Below are 23634 nucleotides of genomic sequence, written 5' to 3'. Positions count from 1 at the left end.
TTGGATTAGCGGCCTTGAAATTTTAATCATATTAAAGAAAAGCAGAAAAACGACCACTTCTATTTTAATAGAAATGGTCGTTTTTTTGTTAGCTTACATTGTTATGACCTCATTGCTTATGCTTCATTAAGGTTAGCTAGAGTTTCAACAATATCTTCTGAAGCGATAAGACCGCGTAATTTAGCCCAGTCATCTCTGCTTACAAAATGTACACGCTGACTTTTAACTGCTTCTAAGTCATCCCATTGATTACTATTTTGTAATTTATTTAAATCTTTATCGTTATCGTCTTCTACCATCACGATTAATCTTTCAGGGTTAACATTTGCAAGTTGTTCATAAGACATTTCTAAATAATCTGATTCTCTGTAAGCAGGTAATGTGTCTGCAACTTTATCATTAAGTGCTGTTGCAAAGCCTAATTTAGTTAAAAATTCACCTACATACGTGCTATTTGAATGCGCCGTCACACCTTGTTCTGATACGACTGCAGCTAATGTTTCTTTATTTTTATCTATAGAAATTTGATTGTTAAAATCATTAACTAAAGCTTGATGTCTATCTAGACGCTCTTTAGCATCTTTAGATTTAGAAACGGCAGTACCAATACGTTGGAATACTTCTAATGTTTCTTGATAACCAGCATCGAAGCTTTTGAAAAGAATGGTAGGCGCAATTTCACTTAACTCTTCATAAATCTCTTTGTGGCGATCAGAATCACCAATAATGAGTTGTGGTGCTGATGATCTAATAGATTCAAAATCTGGGTCTAAACGTGTACCAACTGAGACATAATCGCCTACTGCTTCTCTAAGTGGTGATGTTAAATTTGTACTATCACCGTCATCGGCAATACCTTTAACATCTATATCTAAAGCAACTAATGCATCAACGAATGAAAATTCTAATGCTACTGCTGAAGTTATATCTTCTGGTAATTCACTTGTACCTAAATCATGTTTAAATTCAAAAGTCATCATATTACCTCCCTAAATTGCTTTTACTATTTATATTCCACACAATTAAAATGTGAAACATAACAATGATGTATAGGGTTGTCATAAATGATTCAGAGGGTGTTACGTTGGTTATTGATAATACATTGTAGAAGTTAGTGCTACGATTGATGTTCCTGGATTAAAGTAACTATGAGGCAAATCACTATTAAATCGAAAAGCTTGATGATGATTGATTGTATATTGTTTACCATCGACTTCGATTTCTAATACACCGTCATTAACAATAATATACTCTTCGGAACCAGGGTGGTGAGGGTCGGAATGCATTTTGCCACCAGGTTGGATTTCCATTTTAAACATTTCGAATTTCTTGTTCTCATCATAAGGAAAGTATGGATATATTGAAACTTCCTTATCAATGAGAGGGATGATATCACTTTCGTCGATAAAATCGATTGTATCATTGGATGTAGAAGTTAATTGCGACAATGAAATATGAAGGCCATTTGCTATTTTCCATAATGTGGTAATCGTTGGATTAGATTGTCCCTTTTCAATTTGACTTAACATATTTTTGCTGACGCCTGTTGCATTAGCTACTTTATCTAAACTTAATTGATGCTTTTTTCGATAATCGGCAATATTTTTTGCTACGATGCTTTGAATATTATACAAATATATCTCTCCTATTTACATTATAACGTACATATCGTACCATATAATGTGTTGTTTTCAAAATAGACCTGATAAGGTGGTAAATGATAGATTATGGAAAATTATAGAAAAATAAAACCATTCAATTGGTTGTTATTTATAGGAATATTACTTGTCGGTGCGAATTTAAGAGCACCTATTACTTCTATTGGGGTCGCATTGCCTGATATTAAAACGGATTTAGCAATGTCGAATAGTGCTGTTAGTGTTATTACGGTAGTACCATTATTAGCTTTTGCAGTCATTTCATTATTTGCAGCACGAACAAGTAATCAATTTGGTTTAGAAAAAACGATTTTTCTAGCCTTATGTTTAATTTTTATAGGTATTATTGTAAGATCAATGACAGAAATTTCCTGGTTATATATTGGGACAGTGCTGATTGGTATAGGTATTGGATTTGGTAATGTCCTAGCACCCGCAGTCATTAAGGCGAAGTTCCCATTACATATCGGTATCATGACGGGATATTATACTGTTGTAATGAATGTATTTGGTGGTTTATCATCATACGGTACTGCGCCATTGCTAAAGTCGTTTCATTATAATGTAGCAATAAGCTTAATCGGTATCGTAACATTAGTGACGATAATTATTTGGTCATTTCAATTAAAAGGTAAACAAGAAATGGCTACAGCGTTACCTCGTAAAAGTGTGAATGTGTGGAAATCTCCAATTTCTTGGCAAATCACGATATTAATGGGCGGGCAATCGCTTATATTTTATTCTCTCATCAACTGGATGCCAGCATACTTGTCGCAGAGTGGTATGTCTATTAGTGAAGCGGGCGTATATTTATCTGTGTTACAGATTTCAATTATTCCATTTACTTTTATCACACCAATATTTGCAACTAAGATGAAATCGCAATTTACATTAACTTTCGTGACAGGATTGTTGTTTATTGCGGGTGTAATCATTATGTTATGCGTACCTCAACTGGCCATTATCTCTACAATATTGATAGGTGTTGCTGGGGGAATCGCTTTTGGACTTGTTAATACGTTCTTTAGTTTACGTACAGAACATAGTCAAACGGCAGCAAAATTATCTGGTATGGCACAGTCTATTGGTTATTTATTTGCCGCTATGGGTCCGTTATTATTTGGTGTTCTACATGATATGACGGGTACTTGGATTGCATCTTTAAGTATATTACTATTTACAGCAGTTATCATTACTTTGTTTGGTTCACAAGCAGGACGTAATCGAACAATCGAACAATCACTTCAAAAGTGAAGTGTTTAACTTGATTTTATAGAATTTAGATTAAAGCTTAAATGGTAAATATACCTATAATGGCATATAATGGGTATGAATCAATGTGAAATAAATCAGATTACATTGGAGCCAATTATACTAAAATTAATATATGTATAAGTAATATAAAATTTTAGAACTAAAACATTATAGTTGAAAATATTTTTAGATATTAGGGAAAGAATGATGAGGTGAAGTTATGCAATTAATATTTGATCCAAGTGTAAGTGCCATATATCGGGGTGTGTTAGCATTCTTCTTTGTTATCAATGTGATATTAGCCTTTGTTATAGTCTTTTTAGACAGGGATAGAAGAGATGCTACTGCAACATGGGCATGGTTATTTTTACTTTTTGTTATGCCTGTTTTAGGATTTTTCATTTATATATTTTTCGGAAGAGGTATTCGTAAGAAACGTGAACGTGGCTTTGCGCACAATCAGATAGAAGATGGGATGAAACGAGTTCAAGCCCAACTACAAGATTCGACAAATAAAATCAGTGATTCTGATAATCCTATTGTGAGAAAACACCGTGATATTGCAACAACACTTTTAACAAAAGAACCTTCTTTTTTAAGTAATGATAATAATATTGATATTTATACAGATGGTCATGATTTATTCAGTCAAATGAAAGAAGATCTGCGCAATGCGAAAACGTATATTCATATGGAATATTATGTATTGAATTTAGATGGTTTAGGTACTGAAATCATTAATATCTTAGAACAAAAAGCAGAAGAGGGACTTGAAGTGAAGTTACTTTATGATGCTGTAGGGTCTAAATCTGTACATAAGTCGAAATTTAAAAAATTCCGAGAAAATGGCGGACAAGTGGAGGCATTTTTCCAAGCTAAAATACCATTAATCAACTTTAGAGTGAATAATCGAAACCATCGTAAAATTGTCGTCATTGATGGGATGACAGGTTATGTTGGTGGCTTTAACGTTGGCGATGAATATTTGGGTCTAAATGATAAGTTTGGTTATTGGAGAGATACACACCTGAGAGTGAGAGGTGACGGCGTTGATGCCTTACAATTAAGTTTTATACATGATTGGAACTCCCAGGCTAAGCGTGAGCAGTTAGAATATAATATGAAGTATTTTCCAGATAATGCGCACCAAGGTGGTAATGTGTCAATGCAACTCGCACTGAGTGCACCAAGTGATAATTGGCATCAAATTGAATTTGGATATATGAAAATGATTATGAATGCCAAATCCTCCATATACATGCATAGTCCATATTTTATACCAGATAAAGGTTATATTAATGCGTTGCGAATCGCCGCTAAATCAGGGGTTGATGTTCGTTTAATTATCCCTAATAAGCCAGACCATATTTTTGTATACTGGGCGACCATTACAAGCGTTGCGCAATTAATTAGAGATGGTGTGAAGGTATATACTTATGAAAATGGATTTATTCATTCTAAGATGATGATTATCGATGATGAAGTGGCAAGTGTCGGTTCATCTAATATGGATATCCGTAGTTTCGAATTGAATTTTGAAGTAAATGCCTTTATGTATGACGAACAAATTACGAAACAACTTAAAGCAGCATTTTTAGAAGATTTAAAAGTATCAAAAGAATTAACAGAAGAACGTTATAATCAACGTTCAAACTGGATTAAATTTAAACAATCCATCGCCAAATTAGCCTCACCAATATTATAAAAGTCAAAATGAGCATTTAATTTAATATTAATTTTGTTGGAATCAGTAGTTATCATCGTATAACTACTGATTTTTTATATGATATAATTATTAGAATAATTGAAAAACATTTTAATAATATAAATAATGATTTGATAAACAAAACAATTGAGGTGTGCTATGCAACGTGATAGTAACTTATACATTTATAGACAACTATATACACAATTAAAAGAAGATATCTTAGCATTTAAATATAATAGCCATGAAAAATTACCGTCTAAGCGAGTGATGTCCAAACATAAAGATATTAGCATAAATAGTGTGAAAGCAGCGTATGAACAGTTGCTAGCAGAAGGTTATATTTACACTCAAGAACGTAAGGGCTATTATATCGAACCCATAGATAAACTGATTATCGAAAACGATAAGCAACCGTCATTAGAAACATATCATGAGCATACAGCAACAGAATTTGAATATTCATTCTCACACATGAGCACTGATATATCAGAATTTCCAGTAGATACATGGACTAAAATGATGAAACAAGTTTTTCAAAATTATGATCACTATCTATCATCTATTCCTGAAGTAAAGGGTCCTATGGAACTTAGACAATCGATTGCGAAACTAATTTCCTATCAACGCGGTATCCATTGCTATCCTGAGCAAATTGTCATAGGATCAGGCACCAATGCATTATTAACCAAATTAATTGAGCTCATGACTAAAAATATAACCATTGCAGTTGAAGATCCTGGCTATTCTCGTTTCAGAACATTGCTAGAACAAACGCGTATACATATGGAGCCAATCGCATTGGATCGTAAAGGGATTTCGTTAGAGGGCATTAAAGATATTCAACCTAATGCAGTGATTGTGACACCATCGCATCAATTTCCAATTGGGACAATTATGCCCGTTTCAAGACGTATAGATTTATTAAATTGGGCTAGTAAAACACATAGCTATATTATTGAAGATGATTATGATAGTGAATTTAAATATGAAACAGATAATATCCCGTCTTTATTTAGTTTTGACAAAAATGAGAGTGTTATTTACTTAGGGACATTTTCAAAAACACTGATGCCTAGTATAAGAATGAGTTATATGATTTTACCAACAAAATTAGTTAGACAATTTGAACTACAAAATCAAAACACAATTCCAGATTATTCCATGCTAAACGCTTTAACGTTAAATTTGATGATAAAAGAAGGGCATTATGAAAAGTATATAAAGAAAATGCATCAGTTATACGGTAAAAAAAGAGAGAACCTTATAGCATATTTGAGTATGGCTTTCGGCGAACATATCCAAATCAAAGATACACAAGCAGGATTGCATTTTATTATTGAAGTGAATTCTCCGTATTCATATGAAGAAATTGAAACACGTGCGAAAGAACAAAAATTGGAACTTTATACTATTAATAGATTTAAAGTGAAAGCGCTTCAAAAAAATAATGACCCTAAAATATTGATTATTGGATTTTCAAAAATAGAACAAAATCACATACCAGAGGCAGTTCAACGTTTAAAAAGTGTACTTATTGAATAAACTGGTACCATTAAAAACTAATAACTGGTACTTTACAGAAGACCAATAATATTTTAAATTTCTAGACAATCAATGAAAATGTTTAAAACTAGGAGGTTTCATTATGTCGGAGAAATATGAATATTATAAAACGCAACGTGAAAAATATGTAGCTCGTGGAGTAGGAAACGGAAATTTACATGTAGCGGACGAGGCACAAAGTGCAACCGTTAAAGACGTCGAAGGTAATGTGTTCATTGATTTTGCTGGTGCCATTGGTACTTTGAATGTCGGACATTCCCACCCAGAAATTACGAAACACTTGAAAGCACAATTGGATAAATTTATACATCCCGGTTTTAATGTCATTATGTATGAAAGTTATTTAAATTTAGCGCAAAAATTAACGGAAATTACACCTGGTCATTTTGACAAAAAATCAATTTTGCTTAACTCAGGTGCAGAAGCTGTAGAAAATGCCGTTAAAATTGCAAGAAAATATACGGGAAGACAAGCCGTAGTCTCATTTGTAAGAGGATTCCATGGTAGAACGAATCTAACCATGTCTATGACGAGTAAGGTGAAACCATATAAATTAGGTTTTGGACCATTCGCTCCGGAAGTTTATCAAGCACCATACCCTAATATTTCTGAAAAATCTGAAGACTTATCAGATGAACTTTACACACAACATATAATCAATAAGTTACATGATTTCTTTATCGAAACGGTGGATCCGAGTGAAGTAGCATGTATCGTCATGGAACCTGTTCAAGGAGAAGGCGGTTTTATCATACCTGATATCCAGTTTATAAAAGCCGTTAAACAAATTTGTGAAGATAATGGCATTGTCTTTGTAGCAGATGAAATTCAAAGTGGCTTTGCTAGAACAGGTAAAACATTTGCGATAGAACACTTTGATGTTGAACCAGATTTAATTACGGTTTCTAAATCATTGGCTGCTGGATTCCCTTTAAGTGGTGTCGTTGGTAGAAAAGAAATCGTTGATAGCGCATCACCAGGAGAATTGGGCGGTACGTATGCTGGAAATCCATTAGCATGTGAAGCTGCACTTAAAGTGATTGAAATCATAGAAAATGAAGATTTAAATGGAAAAGCGGAACAACTCGGTCATCAACTAGAAACATATTTAACAGCATTGAGTCAAGATTATGAGCAAGTTAAAGCTATTCGTCGTTTAGGGGCTATGGTTGCATTTGAAGTCGTTGATCCGGAAACTGGTGAACCTGACAAAGCGTTAACAGATAAGATTATTAAAACTGCAAACGAAAAAGGCTTATTATTATTATCGGCTGGTATTAAAGGCAATGTGATTCGTTTCTTACCACCATTAGTTATTACAGATCAAGAATTAAACAAAGGTCTAAATATATTAACAGAAGTATTTGAAAAGGCTATTGAAAAGCAAACGAATTAATGAATAAGTAACATTATTATATATTTTATAAGCGGAAAGGGTATGGATAAATGAAAGGGCTTTTATAATTATATTTAAAAAGGGGTCGTTACCATGACAAAGTTAGAAGTAATTAATCCAGCTACTAATGAAGTTTTAGAGCGTTTAGATTATGCTACGCATGAACAAATTAATCATCAAATTAAACAAGCACATCAAGCATTTCAAAACTGGAAGAAGGTCGATGCGCACGAACGTTCAGCGAAATTAGCGCAATGGGCTCAATTAATTGATGATCATCAAGACGAACTTGCACGTCTGATTACATTAGAAGGAGGTAAGCCACTGGCAGAGGCAAAAGGTGAAGTAGCTTATGCGAACTCATACGTCAAATGGTATGCCGAAGAAGCAAAACGTGTATATGGTCGTACGATACCAGCTAATTCACCTTCGAAAAAAATTGTTATAGATAAATTTCCAGTAGGTGTCGTAGGCGCGATTACACCGTGGAACTTCCCAGCAGCAATGATTACGCGTAAGATGGCACCAGCATTGGCAGCAGGATGTACAATCATTTGTAAACCAGCAGTTAAAACGCCACTGACAACGATTAAACTTGTGGAACTTGCACATCAAGCGGGTTTTCCAAAAGATGCTATCTCCTACATTATTGCTTCAGGTAAAGACGCAGGGGACATTTTCACAAATCATAGTTTGATTAGTAAAGTGACATTCACTGGATCGACTGCTGTTGGTAAATCATTAATTGAATCATCTGCGCAACAAGTTAAAAATGTGACGATGGAGCTAGGTGGCTTAGCACCGCTTATCGTTCATAATGATGCAGACATTGAAGCGGCAGTAGACGGTACGATTGCTTCGAAGTTTAGAAATGCAGGACAAACTTGTATATGTGCAAACAGAATCTATGTTCACGAAGATATCGCCGAGGCATATAACGAAAAATTAATAGAAAAAGTGCATGCATTATCTGTAGGTGATGGCTTGAAAGAAGAGGTTAAAATTGGACCACTCATTGACAATCAAGCTGTAGAAAAAGTGTTAACACACATCAAAGATGCGCAAGAAAAAGGTGGGCAACTATCACGTAGTATTGAAGATATTCAAGCATTGGGCGGTAATTTCTTAAAACCGGTAGTCATTACGAATGCAAATTTAGATATGAAAGCAATGCATGAAGAAACGTTTGGACCAGTTGCGCCAGTGATGACATATAGTGATTTAGATGAAGTGATTAACATAGCAAATGACACAGAATTTGGCTTAGCTTCATATTTCTTCACGAATGATTATCGAACTGGATTAAAACTCTTTAATGAACTGGAATATGGTGTGATTGGTTGGAACGATGGTGGACCATCTGCTGCACATGCACCATTTGGTGGTTTGAAAGAAAGTGGTTATGGTAGAGAAGGTGGCGTAGAAGGCATAGAACCTTATTTAGAAACGAAGTATCTTTCTATACAAGAATAAAAATGCATTAGGATAAACCAAATCTTAAAGAAAATATAAAATCAGTCAATTAAAGATTGGGAAAGCGATTGGTTAATCACATATGATAGGGCGCCGTTTATTAAAGTGAAATAAATACAACGCTACGCTGCGCGCTTCTCAACTTTAATTGACGTTATTGAAAATGTTATGGGGTATGTTCAATGAAATCACAAAAATCACAATTTAATAAATCAATGAATATAGTTGATGTTTTATTTCTAGCTATTGGTGCCATGCTTGGATGGGGATGGGTAGTCTTGTCAGGAGAATGGGTATCAGCAGCTGGATTTATCGGAAGTATTGTCGCTTTTTTAATTGGTGGATTATTAGTTATTGTTATAGGCCTTACATACGCAGAGCTTGCATCAGCTATTCCGGAAACTGGCGGAGGATTTGTATTTGTTAAAAAGGCTTTTTCTCCTGGTATTGCATTCATTTCTGGTTGGTCCGTACTTTTTGGATATGTATCCGTAATTACATTTGAAGCGGTTGCTTTGCCCACAGTCATCGATTACGTCATTCCTTTTAAACATCATGGTTTTATGTGGAATATCGCTGGTTGGGATGTCTATTTAACATGGGTATTAATTGGTTCAATTGGTAGTATTGTATTAACATCACTGAATTATTTCGGCGTAAAACCAGCAGCCATCATGCAGACTGTGTTCACTATCTTTATTGTAGCAGTGGGCTTGTTGCTTGTATTTGGTGCTGGATTCAATGGCAACTTTAGTAATTTAAAACCTTTCGAGAATGGTGTTGGCGGAACCATGTCCGTATTGATGATGATTCCATTTTTATTTGTAGGATTTGATGTCATTCCACAAATTGCTGAAGAGGTGAAAGCACCTTCTAAAAAGATTGGTGGCATTTTAATATTATCAATCATTGCTTCTGTTATATTTTATTTATTGATTGTATTTGGGGTAGCCACAGGACTTTCACCTTCAGCACTGAACACGAGTAGTTTAGCAACGGCGGATGCAATGGTTAATCTGTTCGGTCATAGTGGATTTGGTGTGTTACTTGTACTCGGTGGTGTCGCCGGAATTATCACCAGTTGGAATGCATTTATTATTGGTGGAAGTAGAATATTGTATGCAATGGCTAAAAATAAAATGATTCCACAATGGTTTGCCTATATCCACCCGAAATTTAAAACGCCTACGCACGGTATTTTATTTCTAGGTGTACTCGCTTTTGTAGCACCGCTGTTAGGAAGACCAGCACTTTCGTGGATTGTTAATGCAGGCGGTATTGGTGTTGTTCTAGGTTATTTACTGGTTGCAATTTCATTTCTTAAGTTACGCAAAACGCATCCTAATTTAGAACGTCCTTACCGTATTAAAAACGGACAAATTGTTGGTATCATTGCGGTTATTTTGAGCATATTGTTTATCGTGATTTATTTACCGGGTATGCCGTCATCGTTAGCTTGGCCATCAGAGTGGTTAATTGTATTAGTTTGGTATTTGATTGCAGGTGTACTTTATTTAACTCAAAAAAGAAAGACAACAGAAGATGCCTATGTATCAATACAAGGAGACAAGCAATCAGATTATCAGTAACACTTTATATAAAACAGCCGTGTCAGTTTAATTTAACTGGCACGGCTGTTTTTAATGAAAATAGTTATGTTATTGAACTAGTTAGCGACATGGATAAGTTGATCGCCTGGCATAATCCACTGTTTTTTAAAGAAATACTTATATAAAGCAAAGCTAATGACTGCAGGCAATATAATATGGAAGATTATAATTAATAGCCAGGTTTGAAGTGAACCACCCATGGTATTAATCGTCATAATTTGGCCAATTAAACCACTTGTACCCATACCTGCACCAGCGGCATTATTTGTCATAGGAAATAGAGTTGTCATAACTGGAGCAACAACTGCACTTGCTATTGTTGGAGGTACTAAGATCATGGGATGTTTAATGATATTTGGGACTTGTAGCATACTTGTACCAATACCAATAGATAAAATACCACTCCAACCATTATCCTTATAGCCATTTACAGCAAAGCCTACCATTTGCGCCGCACAGCCTATCGTTGCTGCACCAGCAGCTAAACCACTTAAATCAAGCATGAGTGCAAGTGCTGCACTTGAAATTGGCGCAGTAAGTGCTAAACCACAGATGACAGATACTAAAATTCCCATTATCAACGGTTGTTGTTCAGTTGCGACAATGATAACTTTACCTAACCCAGTCATAAACTCATTTAACGCAGGTCCAAAAAGTTTTGCGATAGCGCCCCCGATAACAATCGTAAGTAAGGGCGTAACAATGATATCGATTTTAGTCTTGCTTGCATAAAATCTACTTAATTCTACGACGATGAGTGTAGCAATATAGGCACCAACTGCACCGCCTCCAAACGTCGTATAACCTAGTGTGCCAACGATAACACACGAAAAAATAACTAGAGGTTTAGCGCCTAATCCATAAGCAATTGCTACCCCAATAGCAGCACCGGTAACTGACATTGCGACCTTACCAATTTCTGATAAAAACGATAAATCTATTTGTGGAATGAGTGTTTGATTGCCAATAGTTTCTAAGATAAGTCCAATAATTAAAGAGCCAAACAAACCCAAAGCCATAAAACTTAATGCTTCAATAACCCACCTATGCAAATGATTTTTCATTAAGTAATCTCCTTATTTTTAATTAAATTATTTCATAAATTAATATTAGTATATAGATAGTTAGTGAAGTTGGCTAGACTATATTGGGATTTTTTTCACAATCATAAAATAAAAACTGTCAGTGCGTATCGAAACGCACTGACAGTGTTGTAATTGTATTTAAATGTATTAGGATAGATTAATTTTTGTTTACAGAAGCATCATAGATAGATTCAACTGTTTCGCCTAAAATTTTGTCGAATTCTTCATCAGATTGGTTCACATTTAAATCATTGATTAATGCACGAGAGAAGCTAGCGATTAAATCTTTATTTTGTTTAAGTACTTCATTTGCATGTTCTCTGCTATAGCCACCAGATAACGCAACGACACGTACAACGTTTGGATGGTTGATTAATGATTGATATTGATTTGCTTTTGTAGGGATAGTTACTTTAAGCATTACAAGTTGATCATCGTTGAGTTTGTTTAGTTCTTCTAAAATTGAATCAGTTAAGTATGCTTCAATCTCTTCTTTGTTTTCAGCATTAATATTAACTTCAGGTTCAATAATTGGAACTAAACCAGCTGCAATAATTTGTTTAGCTATATCAAACTGTTGTTTAACAACTAAATCAATACCGTCTTTATTTAGTTCTAAGATATTAGAACGCATTTTAGTACCGAAAATTTTATGTTTATTTGCACGATTTAGTAAGTCATCTAGCTCAGGCATAGGTTTCATTAATTGAACGCCATCTTTTTGTTCATCTAAACCTTTATCTATTTTTAAGAAAGGTACAACACCTTTATCAGCTAGATAGTCCGCTGTATGTTTGCCTTCTACTTCGCGGTCCATTGTTTGTTCGAACAGAATCGCACCTACAATTTTATCTGAACTAAATGATGGTGACGACACGATACGTGTACGCATGTCATGAACGAGTTTGAACATTTCGTCTTCACTGCCATATTGATCTTCTGTAACGCCGTAGTCACGTAACGCTTTAGGTGTACTACCACCACTTTGGTCTAATGCAGCAATGAAGCCTTTTCCATTTTTTACTTTGTCAAATTGTTCTTGATTCATTCTTACCACTCCTTTTACTATATTCTCTTATAGTATGATAAAAATTAAAAAATAACGCAAGCTGTAGGCTCTTTTTACGATAAAATATATTGGAAATTGTGTCTTTAATAAAAAATTTTTTCTGTAGCTAATATGATTTAGTAACTGAAATTAAAAATATGGGCGTTGGGTTATAAAATTCATCTTGTTCTGAGTACATACGTAAATAAATTTCAGTGTCTAAATGGATATGATCAAATCCTAATGATTTTAAGATATCCATATCTGTTTGAGGTCTGGGTTGGTGATTAATGGGTATATTTTGTTTGATTGCCTCACTTTCAGCCAGCATATCTTTGCCGAGTGTGTGGTGTGCATGTTCAGTATTCAGGGATTTATAGTCAGTGAATGAATCGTTACCATAATTGGCATCAATATTAATCAGTTTACCGTTAGGTTTTAATACACGTAACCATTCTTGATATGCTGCCTTTGTATTAGGAAGTAGCCACGTTACATTGCGAGAAATAACCATATCAAAAGTTTCATCATTGAATTGTAGTGATTCAGCATCCATTACTTGAAAGTGAATATCTTGATGATGACTTTCGGCATTCTGTTTTGCTGATTGGATCATTTCAGGAGAAAGATCTATCCCTGTGACATCGCTACCTAGTTTTCCACATAAAATAGCTAAAAAACCCGCGCCAGTACCAATATCTAAGATTTTCATACCAGGTTGTATCGGGTTTATGTTATTAATTTCTTCTATCCATTTTTGAGCATGCGTACTTTCTAATTCTGCTAGCTTATTTTTACTAAAGGATTCAGCACGTTTATCCCAATAATTAATGATCTTTGATTTTTCCATTTAAATTCACTCCGCTTATTACAATTATTTTGCTGTTTACACTATTATAGAATATTTAAGTATAAAAGTTTGTGATGACTATTTAAAAACACACAAAAAACGACATACATTTAATTATGTATCGAACAACCTTTATGCGATATTTTATAAAAAAACAGTCTTTTTCTCTGAAAATACAAAAAAATAAAAACAAATATTTATACGTAAATAATGAATAAAGATACATATTATAAAGTTTATAAGATTCATTAATTTCATTAAGTTTAAACTTAACACTGTGATTATAGCGATTTATAATCCGAAATTAATTCTCTGTTTTATATAAATATTCATATAATTAATTTCAGAATATTGAATGCAATTTGCATTATTATTTAAAGTTCGTTAGGCTCATGTTTGTGAATTAATATATATTTTTGCTAATGTTTATCTATTTTTAGCGACTTTTACATAGTTATAAAAATAAATACAGGGGTGTTCAATAATGAAGAAAAATAAAGTTATGGATTGGACGACCTTTATAGGATCATCGGTTATTTTACTGATTGCAGTAATTCCTATGATGGTCTTTCCTAAAGCAAGTCAAGATGTGATTACTAAAATGAACGATGCCGTTTCTAGTGCATTAGGTTCAGTTTATTTGCTTATCGGACTCGCTATTTTAATATTTGTTTTATACATAGCCTTTGGTAAGTACGGTAATGTAACTTTAGGTAAAGCGACAGATAAGCCCGAGTTTAATAATTTTAGTTGGGCTGCCATGCTGTTTTGTGCCGGTATTGCGTCTGATATTCTATATTGGGGTATTATCGAGTGGGCATTCTATTATCAAGATCCGCCACATGGTGGTAAAGGTATGACAGATAGTGCGCTTAATTATGCAACGATGTATGGTATGTTCCATTGGGGACCGATTGCATGGGCGACCTTTGTACTACCAGCGCTGTGTATTGGTTACTTATTATTCGTGAAGAAGAAACCTATTTATAAAGTAAGCCAAACGTTACGTCCAATATTAAAAGGGCAAACAGATGGTCTTGTAGGTAAGATTGTCGATATTATATTCATTTTTGGATTATTAGGTGGTGCAGCTACATCATTAGCACTTGGTGTACCAATGATTACAGCAGGGATAGAGCGCTTGACTGGTATCGATGGTGATAACATGTTAATGCGTGGTGCGATACTGTTTTTAGTAACTGCTATCTTTGCTTATAGTTCATATTCTGGATTGAAAAAAGGTATAAAAGTATTAAGTGATTGGAACGTTATTTTGTCATTTGTATTACTTGGATTTGTGTTAATTGTTGGACCAACGGTATTTATTATGGAAACGACAATTACAAGTATGGGTAATATGATTAAGAACTTTTTCGAAATGGCTACTTGGCTAGAACCATTTGGCGGTATTGGTGGCCGTAAAGAAACGAACTTCCCACAACAGTGGACAATATTCTATTGGTCATGGTGGATTGTTTATGCACCATTTATTGGATTGTTTATCGCACGTATTTCCAAAGGTCGTACGTTAAAAGAAGTAGTTTTAGGTACAATTATCTATGGTACATTAGGATGTATGTTGTTCTTCGGTATTTTTGGTAACTATGCTGTGTTTTTACAAATTAGTGGACAATTTGATGTGATCCAAAATCTGAATACACATGGTACGGAAGCTACAATCATAGAGGTATTGCATCAATTACCGTTCCATAATATTATCATTGTATTATTTATGCTTTCGGCATTGCTGTTCTTAGCGACAACATTTGATTCTGGATCATATATCTTAGCAGCAGCATCTCAGAAAAAAGTAATTGGTGAACCATTAAAAGTAAACCGTCTTTATTGGGCGTTTGCGTTATGTTTATTACCATTTGCGCTTATGTTAGTCGGTGGCGAGAGAGCGTTAGAAGTACTGAAAACAGCAGCCTTATTGGCGAGTGTGCCAGTACTTGTAGTCTTTGTTATGATGATGGTCGCATTTATGCGGACACTTAATGAGGACCGACTTAAACTAGAAAGTCGGGCAGACAAGTATAGAGAGGTCGAGCGACGTTCATTGCGTATCACACAAGTTAGAGAACAAAAAGAAGATGATAATTTGTAATTTTAAATAAAAGCTGAGACAAGTACGATGTCTCAGCTTTTTTATGCTTTAACTTAAGGTTGAATTGTCATGCTTATTTGTTAAATAAAAAAGCGACCGTTTGAAATTTAACTTCACACGGACGCTTTTTGAAATTCTGTTGATTTTGGGCTAACTATCTTACACATATTTAATCTTCTTTGTAATTATTTTCAGGTATTGGGAAGTATTTAAATATTTCTCCGCTTTCCAATGCATCACTTAAATGATCTAACCATTCGTAATAAGGTAACGTGTCGATGAGTTGCTGTTTCGTTTCGTTTGCCTCAGTTTTAATAGCGGCATCTGTACTTTCGTCATTAATAATTTTGTTTAGTATCGCAACGGCATCATGGACAGCTTCGGCATTAATTACGATTTCCCGACGCCATTTGCGTGTAAAGAAATTGCTAAAGAAGTTAAAGAAATCTTTTTCTGCAATAAAATGTTGTTTTCTACTACCGCGTGTAAATTGTTGCTTAACGATATCAAATTCTTGGAGTCTTTTGACCCCAGCACTCATGCTTGGTTTACTCATTTGTAATTGTTCACGCATCTCATCGAGTGTCATGCTATCTTCGAAGAGCATAGTACCAAATAAATTACCAACACTTCTGTTGATACCATATAAATCCATTGTTTCACCAATCGCATTGATAACAATATCTTTTGCTTCGTCTAATTGATGTTCAGGGTTGTTTGAATGTGCCATGTAGTACACCTCCGACCAAATATTTTATTGTGAATTCAAATTATAGCAGGTTAACGAACAGAATTTAAGTAGCGCTTTGTTTCTGAAGTTATGAGCCAATTGAAATTTGAACTGGTTTGACACGCTTTCGTTTACTATGCTAACATAAACTCTATAAAATTCGTTAAATAAAAATTTAACAAACTTAACGGAGGTAATTTTAATGGAACTTGTAAATCAATTGTCTCGTCGTCAATACATTGATGGTGAGTGGGTAGATAGCTCGAATCAAGCAACAAGAAAAATTATTAATCCATTTAACCAAGAAGTCATATTTGAAGTAGCAGAAGGTACTGATGAGGATAGTGAACGTGCGATATTAGCTGCACGTCGTGCTTTTGAAAAAGGTGAATGGTCATTAGAAACAAGTGAAAATAGAGGCAAAAAAGTACGTGCTATTGCCGATTTAATTGTGACACATCGTGAAGAATTAGCGAGACTTGAAACATTAGATACAGGTAAAACATTAGAAGAATCTTACGCAGATATGAATGATATTGCGAACGTATTTAACTATTTTGCAGGTTTGGCAGATAAAGATGGTGGAGAATTGATAGATTCTCCAATCCCAAATACAGAAAGCAAAGTAATAAAAGAACCGATTGGAGTTGTAACTCAAATTACGCCATGGAATTATCCTTTACTGCAAGCTTCATGGAAACTTGCACCTGCATTGGCAACAGGTTGTTCGCTTGTTATGAAACCAAGTGAAATCACGCCGTTAACAACAATTCGTGTATTTGAATTAATGGAAGAAGTTGGCTTCCCTAAAGGTGTGATTAATTTAGTATTAGGAAAAGGATCTGAAGTTGGTGAACCGTTATCTGCACATAAAGAAGTGGATTTAGTGTCATTTACTGGTGGCATAAAAACTGGTAAACACATTATGAAACAAGCAGCAGATCATGTTACAGATGTAGCGTTAGAACTTGGCGGTAAAAACCCAAATGTCATTTTTGACGATGCCGATTTTGACTTAGCAGTAGATCAAGCATTAAATGGCGGATTCTTCCATGCAGGTCAAGTATGCTCTGCTGGCGCAAGAATTATCGTGCATAACGATATTAAAGAAAAATTCGAAGCAGCCCTTATTGAAAGAGTTAAAAATATTAAATTAGGTAATGGTTTTGACTCAGAAACGGAAATGGGACCTGTGATTTCAGCTGAACATAGAGAAAAAATTGAAAATTATATGGAAATTGCAAAAGCTGAAAATGCAACGATTGCTATTGGTGGTAAACGTCCTGAACGTGAAGACCTACAAGATGGGTTCTTCTTTGAACCAACTGTAATTACAAACTGTGATACTTCTATGAGAATTGTTCAAGAGGAAGTATTTGGACCAGTTGTAACAATTGAAGGTTTTTCAACTGAAGCAGAAGCCATAGAACTTGCGAACGATTCCATTTACGGTCTGGCTGGCGGTGTCTTTACACAAGATATAGGCAAAGCTGAACGCGTCGTTAATAAATTGAAGATGGGAACAGTTTGGATTAATGATTTCCATCCATACTTTGCTCAAGCACCTTGGGGCGGCTATAAACAATCCGGTATTGGTAGAGAGCTTGGTAAAGAAGGTCTAGCTGAATATCAAGTAGAGAAACATATATTACGTAATACAAACCCAGAACCAGTTAATTGGTTTGGTAAAGCATAATATAGATTTTTAAATAAGAGAATGAACGTATATAAATTAGAGGAGGCAGTATCACAATGAAGCAATCATACGATTATATCATTATAGGTGGTGGAAGTGCTGGGTCAGTACTTGGTAGCCGTATAAGTGAAGATGTATCGAATAACGTACTTGTATTGGAAGCTGGACGTAGTGATTATCCATGGGACTTATTAATACAGATGCCTGCAGCATTAATGTATCCAGCTGGAAATAAATTATACGATTGGATTTATGAAACGACACCTGAGCCACATATGGATGGACGTAAAGTCGGTCATGCACGTGGTAAAGTTCTAGGTGGTTCAAGTTCGATTAACGGTATGATTTATCAAAGAGGTAACCCAATGGACTATGAAAAATGGGCGAAGCCTGAAGGCATGGATTCATGGGATTACGCACATTGTTTACCGTATTTTAAACGCTTAGAAAAAACATTCGGTGCAACAAAAGATGATCAATTCCGTGGACATCACGGACCAATTAAACTAAGAAGAGGTCCAGCTGATAATCCGTTATTCCAGGCTTTCTTCGATGCAGGTGTTGAAGCAGGTTATAATAAAACACCAGATGTAAATGGATTCCGTCAAGAAGGATTTGGACCATTTGATAGTCAAGTACATAATGGTCGTCGTGTTTCTGCATCTAGAGCATATTTACATCCAGCGATGAAACGTAAGAATTTAGAAGTGCAAACACGTGCATTTGTGACGAAATTAAATTTTGAAGGTAACAAAGTAACGGGTGTTACATTTAAGAAAAATGGTAGAGAACATACAGTAAATGCGAAAGAGGTTATCCTATCAGGTGGTGCAATTAACTCCCCGCAATTACTACAATTATCAGGTATCGGTGATTCAGAACATTTACGTTCATTAGGTATTGAACCACGTATTCACTTACCAGGTGTTGGTGAAAATTTTGAAGACCATTTAGAAGTTTATGTGCAACATGCATGTAAAGAACCTGTTTCAATGCAACCAAGTTTAAATAAATTAAAAATGCCATTCATAGGATTACAATGGATTTTCGGACGTAAAGGTGCTGCAGCATCAAACCATTTCGAAGGTGGTGGCTTTGTACGTTCAAATGAAGATGTAGATTATCCAAACTTAATGTTCCACTTCTTACCAATTGCGGTAAGATACGATGGTACGAAAGCGCCAGCTGCACATGGTTATCAAGTGCATGTAGGACCAATGTACTCAAATTCTCGTGGACATTTAAAAATCAAATCAAAAGATCCATTTGTTAAGCCAGATTTTGTGTTTAACTACTTATCTACAGAAGAAGATAAACGTGAATGGGTGGAAGCAATTAAAGTAGCTAGAAATATCTTAGGCCAAAAAGCATTAGACCCTTATAATGGAGGAGAAATCTCTCCTGGACCTGAAGTGCAAACAGATGAAGAAATTATTGAATGGGTAAAACGCGATGGTGAAACAGCATTGCATCCATCTTGTAGCTGTAGAATGGGACCAGCTTCAGATGAAATGTCAGTCGTAGATCCAGAAACGTTCAAAGTACATGGCATGGAAAATCTACGTGTTGTAGACGCATCTGTTATGCCACGTACAACAAATGGTAACATTCATTCACCTGTATTAATGATGGCTGAGAAAGCATCAGACATCATTCGTGGTAAAAAACCATTAGATCCAGAATATATTGATTTCTATCGTCATGGTGTACATGATAAAGATGCGGGTACTATAAAGTAATGTTTGATTATGATATTTTAAAATAAATGAAATAGATATAGAGGTAAGGCATGTATTTGTTATTATCTCTGACTGCCGACAAAGGCTTAGACTTTGTTGGCAGTTTTTTTGTGCACGTCCGACTAACATTGCCTTTTTTGATACTTAAAGCTTTTACGAGTTCATTTTCGACAGACGCACGCATAACGCGCTGTTACGTAATATGAGAGATATTATTTATCGGGGAGACTTGGTTAAATCTATGGTGGTTGAATGAATGACTTTTATACACCACAAATATTACAAGGAAGTATCATTTAATTTTGTTATAACGAGTAAAATAAACCATAAACAAAGTAGGGATACCCAATGGAATTGAGAACACTTAGATATTTTTGTACAGTTGCTGAAGAACATGCGATTTCAAAAGCGGCAACGGTACTAAACATTACGCAACCTACATTAAGTAGACAAATGCATGACTTAGAATTAGAACTAGGGGTAGAGCTCTTTTATCGAGAAAATAAAGGTATTATGCTTACAGAAGAAGGCATATTTTTAAAAAATAGAGCAGAAGAGATATTGTCATTAACGAATCAGACGCAACAAGAATTTGAAAATAAAAAACAACAAGCGTTGAGTGGACATATTACGATAGGATGTGTAGAAGCGGATAATTCTGACACGCTTGCCATGATATTAGAAGAGATGGTGAGAGAACATCCTTTAATCACTTTTCATATCGTAAGTGGTATAGGCAGTGAAATCAGTGAGCGTCTTGATAATGGATTATTGGATATTGCGATTTTAATAGAACCCATTGCAATGGAAAAATATGAGCAAGTACCTTTACCGAGACCAGAGCGTTGGGGTTTGCTTGTTTCTGAAGATTCTCCATTTAGAGGGCAATCCTCAATGCATCCTGGAGATTTGAAAAAACAAAATTATTAATGTCTAGAAGACCATAAAATCAAAAAATGATTTCAGAATGGCGTCAAATAGCAGTCAATGACTTGCAAGTGATTGGAACGTATAACTTAATATTTAATATTTTTTCATTGGTAAGAAATAATGTCGGTTCAGCTGTTGTGATTGAAGGTGTAACATCGAATAGAAATTTAGATAATTTAGCTTTTATTCCATTTAAACCAGAACTTTACACACATTGTGTTTTAGTATGGAAGAAAAGTAGAATACAAACACCCGAAAGTGTTAGAATTTAAATATAAAGAGGACCAATCCATACTAAGGATTAGTCCTCTTTTTTGAGATTGGGGATTTATGACCCAGACGCTTTATTTTCAGAATGAGTATTTTTGTTACTAATTATTTCTAATTTAATAGGCTAGTTGTTATTTTTAGTAATTAAATCGGAAATTGCTTTAGACGCTTGTCCATTTTCTAATGAACAAAAGTCATCATAAAACTGATTGATTTTGTCCTTGTAATCTATTGAAACTTGATCTAGATTTTTTAGATCTTCTGTTAATTGGTATGGATCTTGGTGAATAGGTCCAGGTAAATCATTGTGATAGTCTAAATAGAATCCGCGTAAATCTTGACCGTATTTATCTAAATCATAAGCAAAGAAGAATTGAGGACGTTTCAATACACCGTAATCAAACATGACGGATGAATAGTCTGTGATAAGGCAATCTGAAATTAAATATAATTCAGAGATATCACTGTAGTTTGAAACATCAATGGCAAAATCTTCATAACCACGTAAATCTAAGGCATTAGAAATGAGATAATGCATTCTCAATAGTACAACATAGTCATCGCCAAGTTGTGCTTGTAAATTATCTAAATCAATTTGTAGATTAAATAAATATTTACCTTTTTTCACAAATTCATCATCTCTCCAAGTTGGCGCATACATGATGACTTTTTTATCTGCAGGTAAGTTTAAATTTTCTTTAATTTCTTGGATATATGATTTGTCATTTGCATGGTTAACTAATACATCATTTCTAGGATAACCAATTTCAAGTAGTTGTTCAGGTTTCATCCAAAATGCAGTCTCGAAAATTTTAGAAGAATATCTATTTGGTGACACTAAATAATCCCAACGGCTTGTTTCTTCTCTGAAATTACGTTTATAGTTATCCGTTGTAGTTCCTGGCATACGAATGACTTTCATATCATTTGCTAATCGTTTTAATGGTGTGCCGTGCCAATTTTGTATATAAACTTGGTTTGGTTTTTTATTCAGATAAAGCGGTAATCTCGCGTTAGACACCCAGTATTTAGCTTTTGAATATGCTTCATAGTAAGCTTTAGAGCCTTTTTTAACTTTTTTAGCTGAGCCAGGAATTTGTACTTTAGAAGGGTTTTTAAAGACCCATATAAATTCATAATTCGGATGGCGTTTCATCATATATTCGTAAATATATTTCGGGCTATCACTGTAATTTTTACCAGCAAATGCTTCAAATACAATCGTATTTGGACTCACTTTATCTTCACTATCTGTTAATTGGTATAATGCACGATTTTTATTTTTTCTACGTAACAAGATACTTTTTACTAAACGTGCTTTTTTTCTAAGTTTATTTATTTTAAAAGCGGATTTACGTTTATTCACCATGAGCATCAATGACTCTAATATAAAGAGTGGTTTCTCATTTTTGAAAAGCGTCGGAATTAATTCTCTTGTCACTTTTGGAAGCAATTCACTGTTATGTTTATAACGCTCAGGGGTTTTTCTTGATGATGGTTCGAATGAATGTTTGTAAATATTTTTCATTTTATTTTTTATGAAAACTTTATTTTCTTTTAAAGGCGCACGTTGAACAGAATCAGAGAAACTATATACATAATCGTTGAACGTAATGCCAAAATCTTGTTTAGACAGTGCTGGTTTCACAAACGGGTCATAGATTTCCCCTTTAATATAGAAAGGAAAGCGACTGACACGCACGAATCCATTGGCATATTTAATAAATTCTAAAATAAAGGACCAATCTACAAAGACGTTCAAGTCTTCATTAAATTGTAAGTTATGGCCACGTGCAATTGCAGTTTTGAAAACAATATTACATGCAGTTTGCTTTCTTAAAAATTGATTAGAATGTGTTTTAGTATTTAAATATTGAGTACGCACTAAATTTTGGTCAACGTATTGAGGTATATCCAACGTGAACCCATGGATAGGCGCAATTAACGCATCGAATTGATTTAGTTTCTTCATATAAAATGATAATGTATAGGATGCCAAATAATCATCAGAATCAATAAAGATAAAGTAAGGAGATTCAACTTCTTTCAAGCCCATGTTTCTAGCATGCGCATGTCCTGTATTTTCTGGTAAATCAATTGCTTTAATTGGAATATCCCAATCTTTAAGTATTTGTGTTGCAAGTGGTTTCGATTGATCTGTTGAACCGTCATTTACTAAGATGAGTTCAAAATCTTGGAATCTTTGTTTTTTAAGGCTTATTAAACATCTTTCGATATAATCTTCTGAATTGTAATAAGTCACTATGACTGATATAGACTTCATTGTGTTCCCTCTTTTTACTTAAATTTTCTCACTATCTTCTATATAAGGTAAAATATTAACAAACTTTGTTTTATCTTTTCAACTTTGAAATCAAATTTTTTTGATTATTATGTGCATAAAACGTACGAATAATAATATATTATTATTTATAAGCATATATTATTTCTAAAGCATATATTGTAGCATGGTTATGTAGTATAAAGAAAAGCAAAAGACTTCAACTTATAGGTAAA

18 protein-coding genes are annotated in these 23634 nt (G+C 34.3%); 11 read left to right on the top strand and 7 right to left on the bottom strand.

All coding sequences use genetic code 11. The features are described 5' to 3' along the window. Positions 1 to 116: 116 nt before the first annotated feature. Both KA893_RS06710 and KA893_RS06705 read right to left on the bottom strand, forming a co-directional pair. Positions 117 to 977, bottom strand: coding sequence for an ABC transporter substrate-binding protein (locus KA893_RS06710; protein ID WP_037537515.1), 861 nt, complete (start codon positions 975 to 977; stop codon positions 117 to 119). A gap of 111 nt (positions 978 to 1088) precedes the next feature. Continuing rightward, the gene (locus tag KA893_RS06705; RefSeq protein WP_002482135.1) at positions 1089 to 1634 is read right to left on the bottom strand and encodes a helix-turn-helix domain-containing protein; all 546 of its coding nucleotides are present in this window, start codon (positions 1632 to 1634) and stop codon (positions 1089 to 1091) included. 93 nt (positions 1635 to 1727) lie between these two features. Here KA893_RS06705 and KA893_RS06700 point away from each other — a divergent pair, with 93 nt between their 5' ends. From KA893_RS06700 to KA893_RS06675, 6 genes are all read left to right on the top strand, one after another. Beyond that, positions 1728 to 2912, top strand: coding sequence for a CynX/NimT family MFS transporter (locus KA893_RS06700; RefSeq protein WP_041079903.1), 1185 nt, complete (start codon positions 1728 to 1730; stop codon positions 2910 to 2912). Positions 2913 to 3132: 220 nt separating this feature from the next. Next, entirely contained in the window at positions 3133 to 4617 is a 1485-nt protein-coding gene (cls, locus tag KA893_RS06695) for a cardiolipin synthase (protein ID WP_069822086.1), read from the top strand. A 159-nt stretch (positions 4618 to 4776) separates the two neighbouring features. Further along, a complete protein-coding gene (gene gabR / locus KA893_RS06690; RefSeq protein ID WP_002482138.1) occupies positions 4777 to 6162 on the top strand; it encodes a MocR-like transcriptional regulator GabR in 1386 nt (461 codons plus the stop codon). Positions 6163 to 6265: 103 nt separating this feature from the next. Further along, entirely contained in the window at positions 6266 to 7579 is a 1314-nt protein-coding gene (gabT, locus tag KA893_RS06685; protein WP_210125641.1) for a 4-aminobutyrate--2-oxoglutarate transaminase, read from the top strand. 93 nt (positions 7580 to 7672) lie between these two features. Further along, positions 7673 to 9052, top strand: coding sequence for an NAD-dependent succinate-semialdehyde dehydrogenase (locus KA893_RS06680; protein WP_002482140.1), 1380 nt, complete (start codon positions 7673 to 7675; stop codon positions 9050 to 9052). Positions 9053 to 9234: 182 nt separating this feature from the next. After that, positions 9235 to 10641: an APC family permease gene (locus KA893_RS06675; RefSeq protein WP_002482141.1), complete on the top strand. Its 1407-nt coding sequence runs from the start codon at positions 9235 to 9237 to the stop codon at positions 10639 to 10641. 77 nt (positions 10642 to 10718) lie between these two features. On the opposite strand, the gene KA893_RS06670 is transcribed toward KA893_RS06675, so the two are convergent. The 3 genes from KA893_RS06670 to KA893_RS06660 form a co-directional block, all read right to left on the bottom strand. After that, positions 10719 to 11726 carry a PTS sugar transporter subunit IIC gene (locus tag KA893_RS06670; RefSeq protein ID WP_194376009.1) on the bottom strand — a complete coding sequence of 336 codons (1008 nt, stop codon included), beginning with the start codon at positions 11724 to 11726 and terminating at the stop codon, positions 10719 to 10721. Positions 11727 to 11904: 178 nt separating this feature from the next. Next, complete coding sequence (locus KA893_RS06665; RefSeq protein ID WP_041079907.1) at positions 11905 to 12795, bottom strand: fructose bisphosphate aldolase; 891 nt, start codon at positions 12793 to 12795, stop codon at positions 11905 to 11907. A 127-nt stretch (positions 12796 to 12922) separates the two neighbouring features. After that, positions 12923 to 13645 carry a class I SAM-dependent methyltransferase gene (locus tag KA893_RS06660; protein ID WP_041079908.1) on the bottom strand — a complete coding sequence of 241 codons (723 nt, stop codon included), beginning with the start codon at positions 13643 to 13645 and terminating at the stop codon, positions 12923 to 12925. Positions 13646 to 14129: 484 nt separating this feature from the next. Between KA893_RS06660 and KA893_RS06655 the strand changes: the two genes are divergently transcribed. Next, positions 14130 to 15752 carry a BCCT family transporter gene (locus KA893_RS06655; RefSeq protein ID WP_041079909.1) on the top strand — a complete coding sequence of 541 codons (1623 nt, stop codon included), beginning with the start codon at positions 14130 to 14132 and terminating at the stop codon, positions 15750 to 15752. A gap of 169 nt (positions 15753 to 15921) precedes the next feature. Here KA893_RS06655 and cudC read toward each other — a convergent pair whose 3' ends face one another. After that, positions 15922 to 16482 carry a choline uptake/conversion transcriptional regulator CudC gene (cudC, locus tag KA893_RS06650; RefSeq protein ID WP_002482146.1) on the bottom strand — a complete coding sequence of 187 codons (561 nt, stop codon included), beginning with the start codon at positions 16480 to 16482 and terminating at the stop codon, positions 15922 to 15924. A gap of 202 nt (positions 16483 to 16684) precedes the next feature. On the opposite strand from cudC, the gene betB reads away from it, so the two are divergent. From betB to KA893_RS13955, 4 genes are all read left to right on the top strand, one after another. Next, positions 16685 to 18178: a betaine-aldehyde dehydrogenase gene (gene betB / locus KA893_RS06645; protein WP_041079911.1), complete on the top strand. Its 1494-nt coding sequence runs from the start codon at positions 16685 to 16687 to the stop codon at positions 18176 to 18178. A 56-nt stretch (positions 18179 to 18234) separates the two neighbouring features. Further along, on the top strand, positions 18235 to 19917 hold the full coding sequence (betA, locus tag KA893_RS06640) for a choline dehydrogenase (protein ID WP_041079912.1): 1683 nt from the start codon (positions 18235 to 18237) through the stop codon (positions 19915 to 19917). Positions 19918 to 20265: 348 nt separating this feature from the next. Continuing rightward, on the top strand, positions 20266 to 20847 hold the full coding sequence (locus KA893_RS06635) for a LysR family transcriptional regulator (RefSeq protein ID WP_228161021.1): 582 nt from the start codon (positions 20266 to 20268) through the stop codon (positions 20845 to 20847). 26 nt (positions 20848 to 20873) lie between these two features. After that, positions 20874 to 21119 (top strand): type 2 periplasmic-binding domain-containing protein, encoded by a 246-nt coding sequence (locus KA893_RS13955; RefSeq protein WP_228481246.1) that lies wholly within the window; start codon positions 20874 to 20876, stop codon positions 21117 to 21119. Between the two features lie 122 nt (positions 21120 to 21241). Here KA893_RS13955 and KA893_RS06630 read toward each other — a convergent pair whose 3' ends face one another. Continuing rightward, positions 21242 to 23401: a bifunctional glycosyltransferase/CDP-glycerol:glycerophosphate glycerophosphotransferase gene (locus tag KA893_RS06630; RefSeq protein WP_194376008.1), complete on the bottom strand. Its 2160-nt coding sequence runs from the start codon at positions 23399 to 23401 to the stop codon at positions 21242 to 21244. Positions 23402 to 23634 lie beyond the last annotated feature (233 nt).

The organism is Staphylococcus sp. GDY8P126P, assembly GCF_017891965.1.
Taxonomy (GTDB): Bacteria; Bacillota; Bacilli; order Staphylococcales; family Staphylococcaceae; genus Staphylococcus; species Staphylococcus saprophyticus.
Note: the sequence above shows the minus strand (reverse complement) of the source record. Positions and strands in the feature narration are given on the sequence as shown.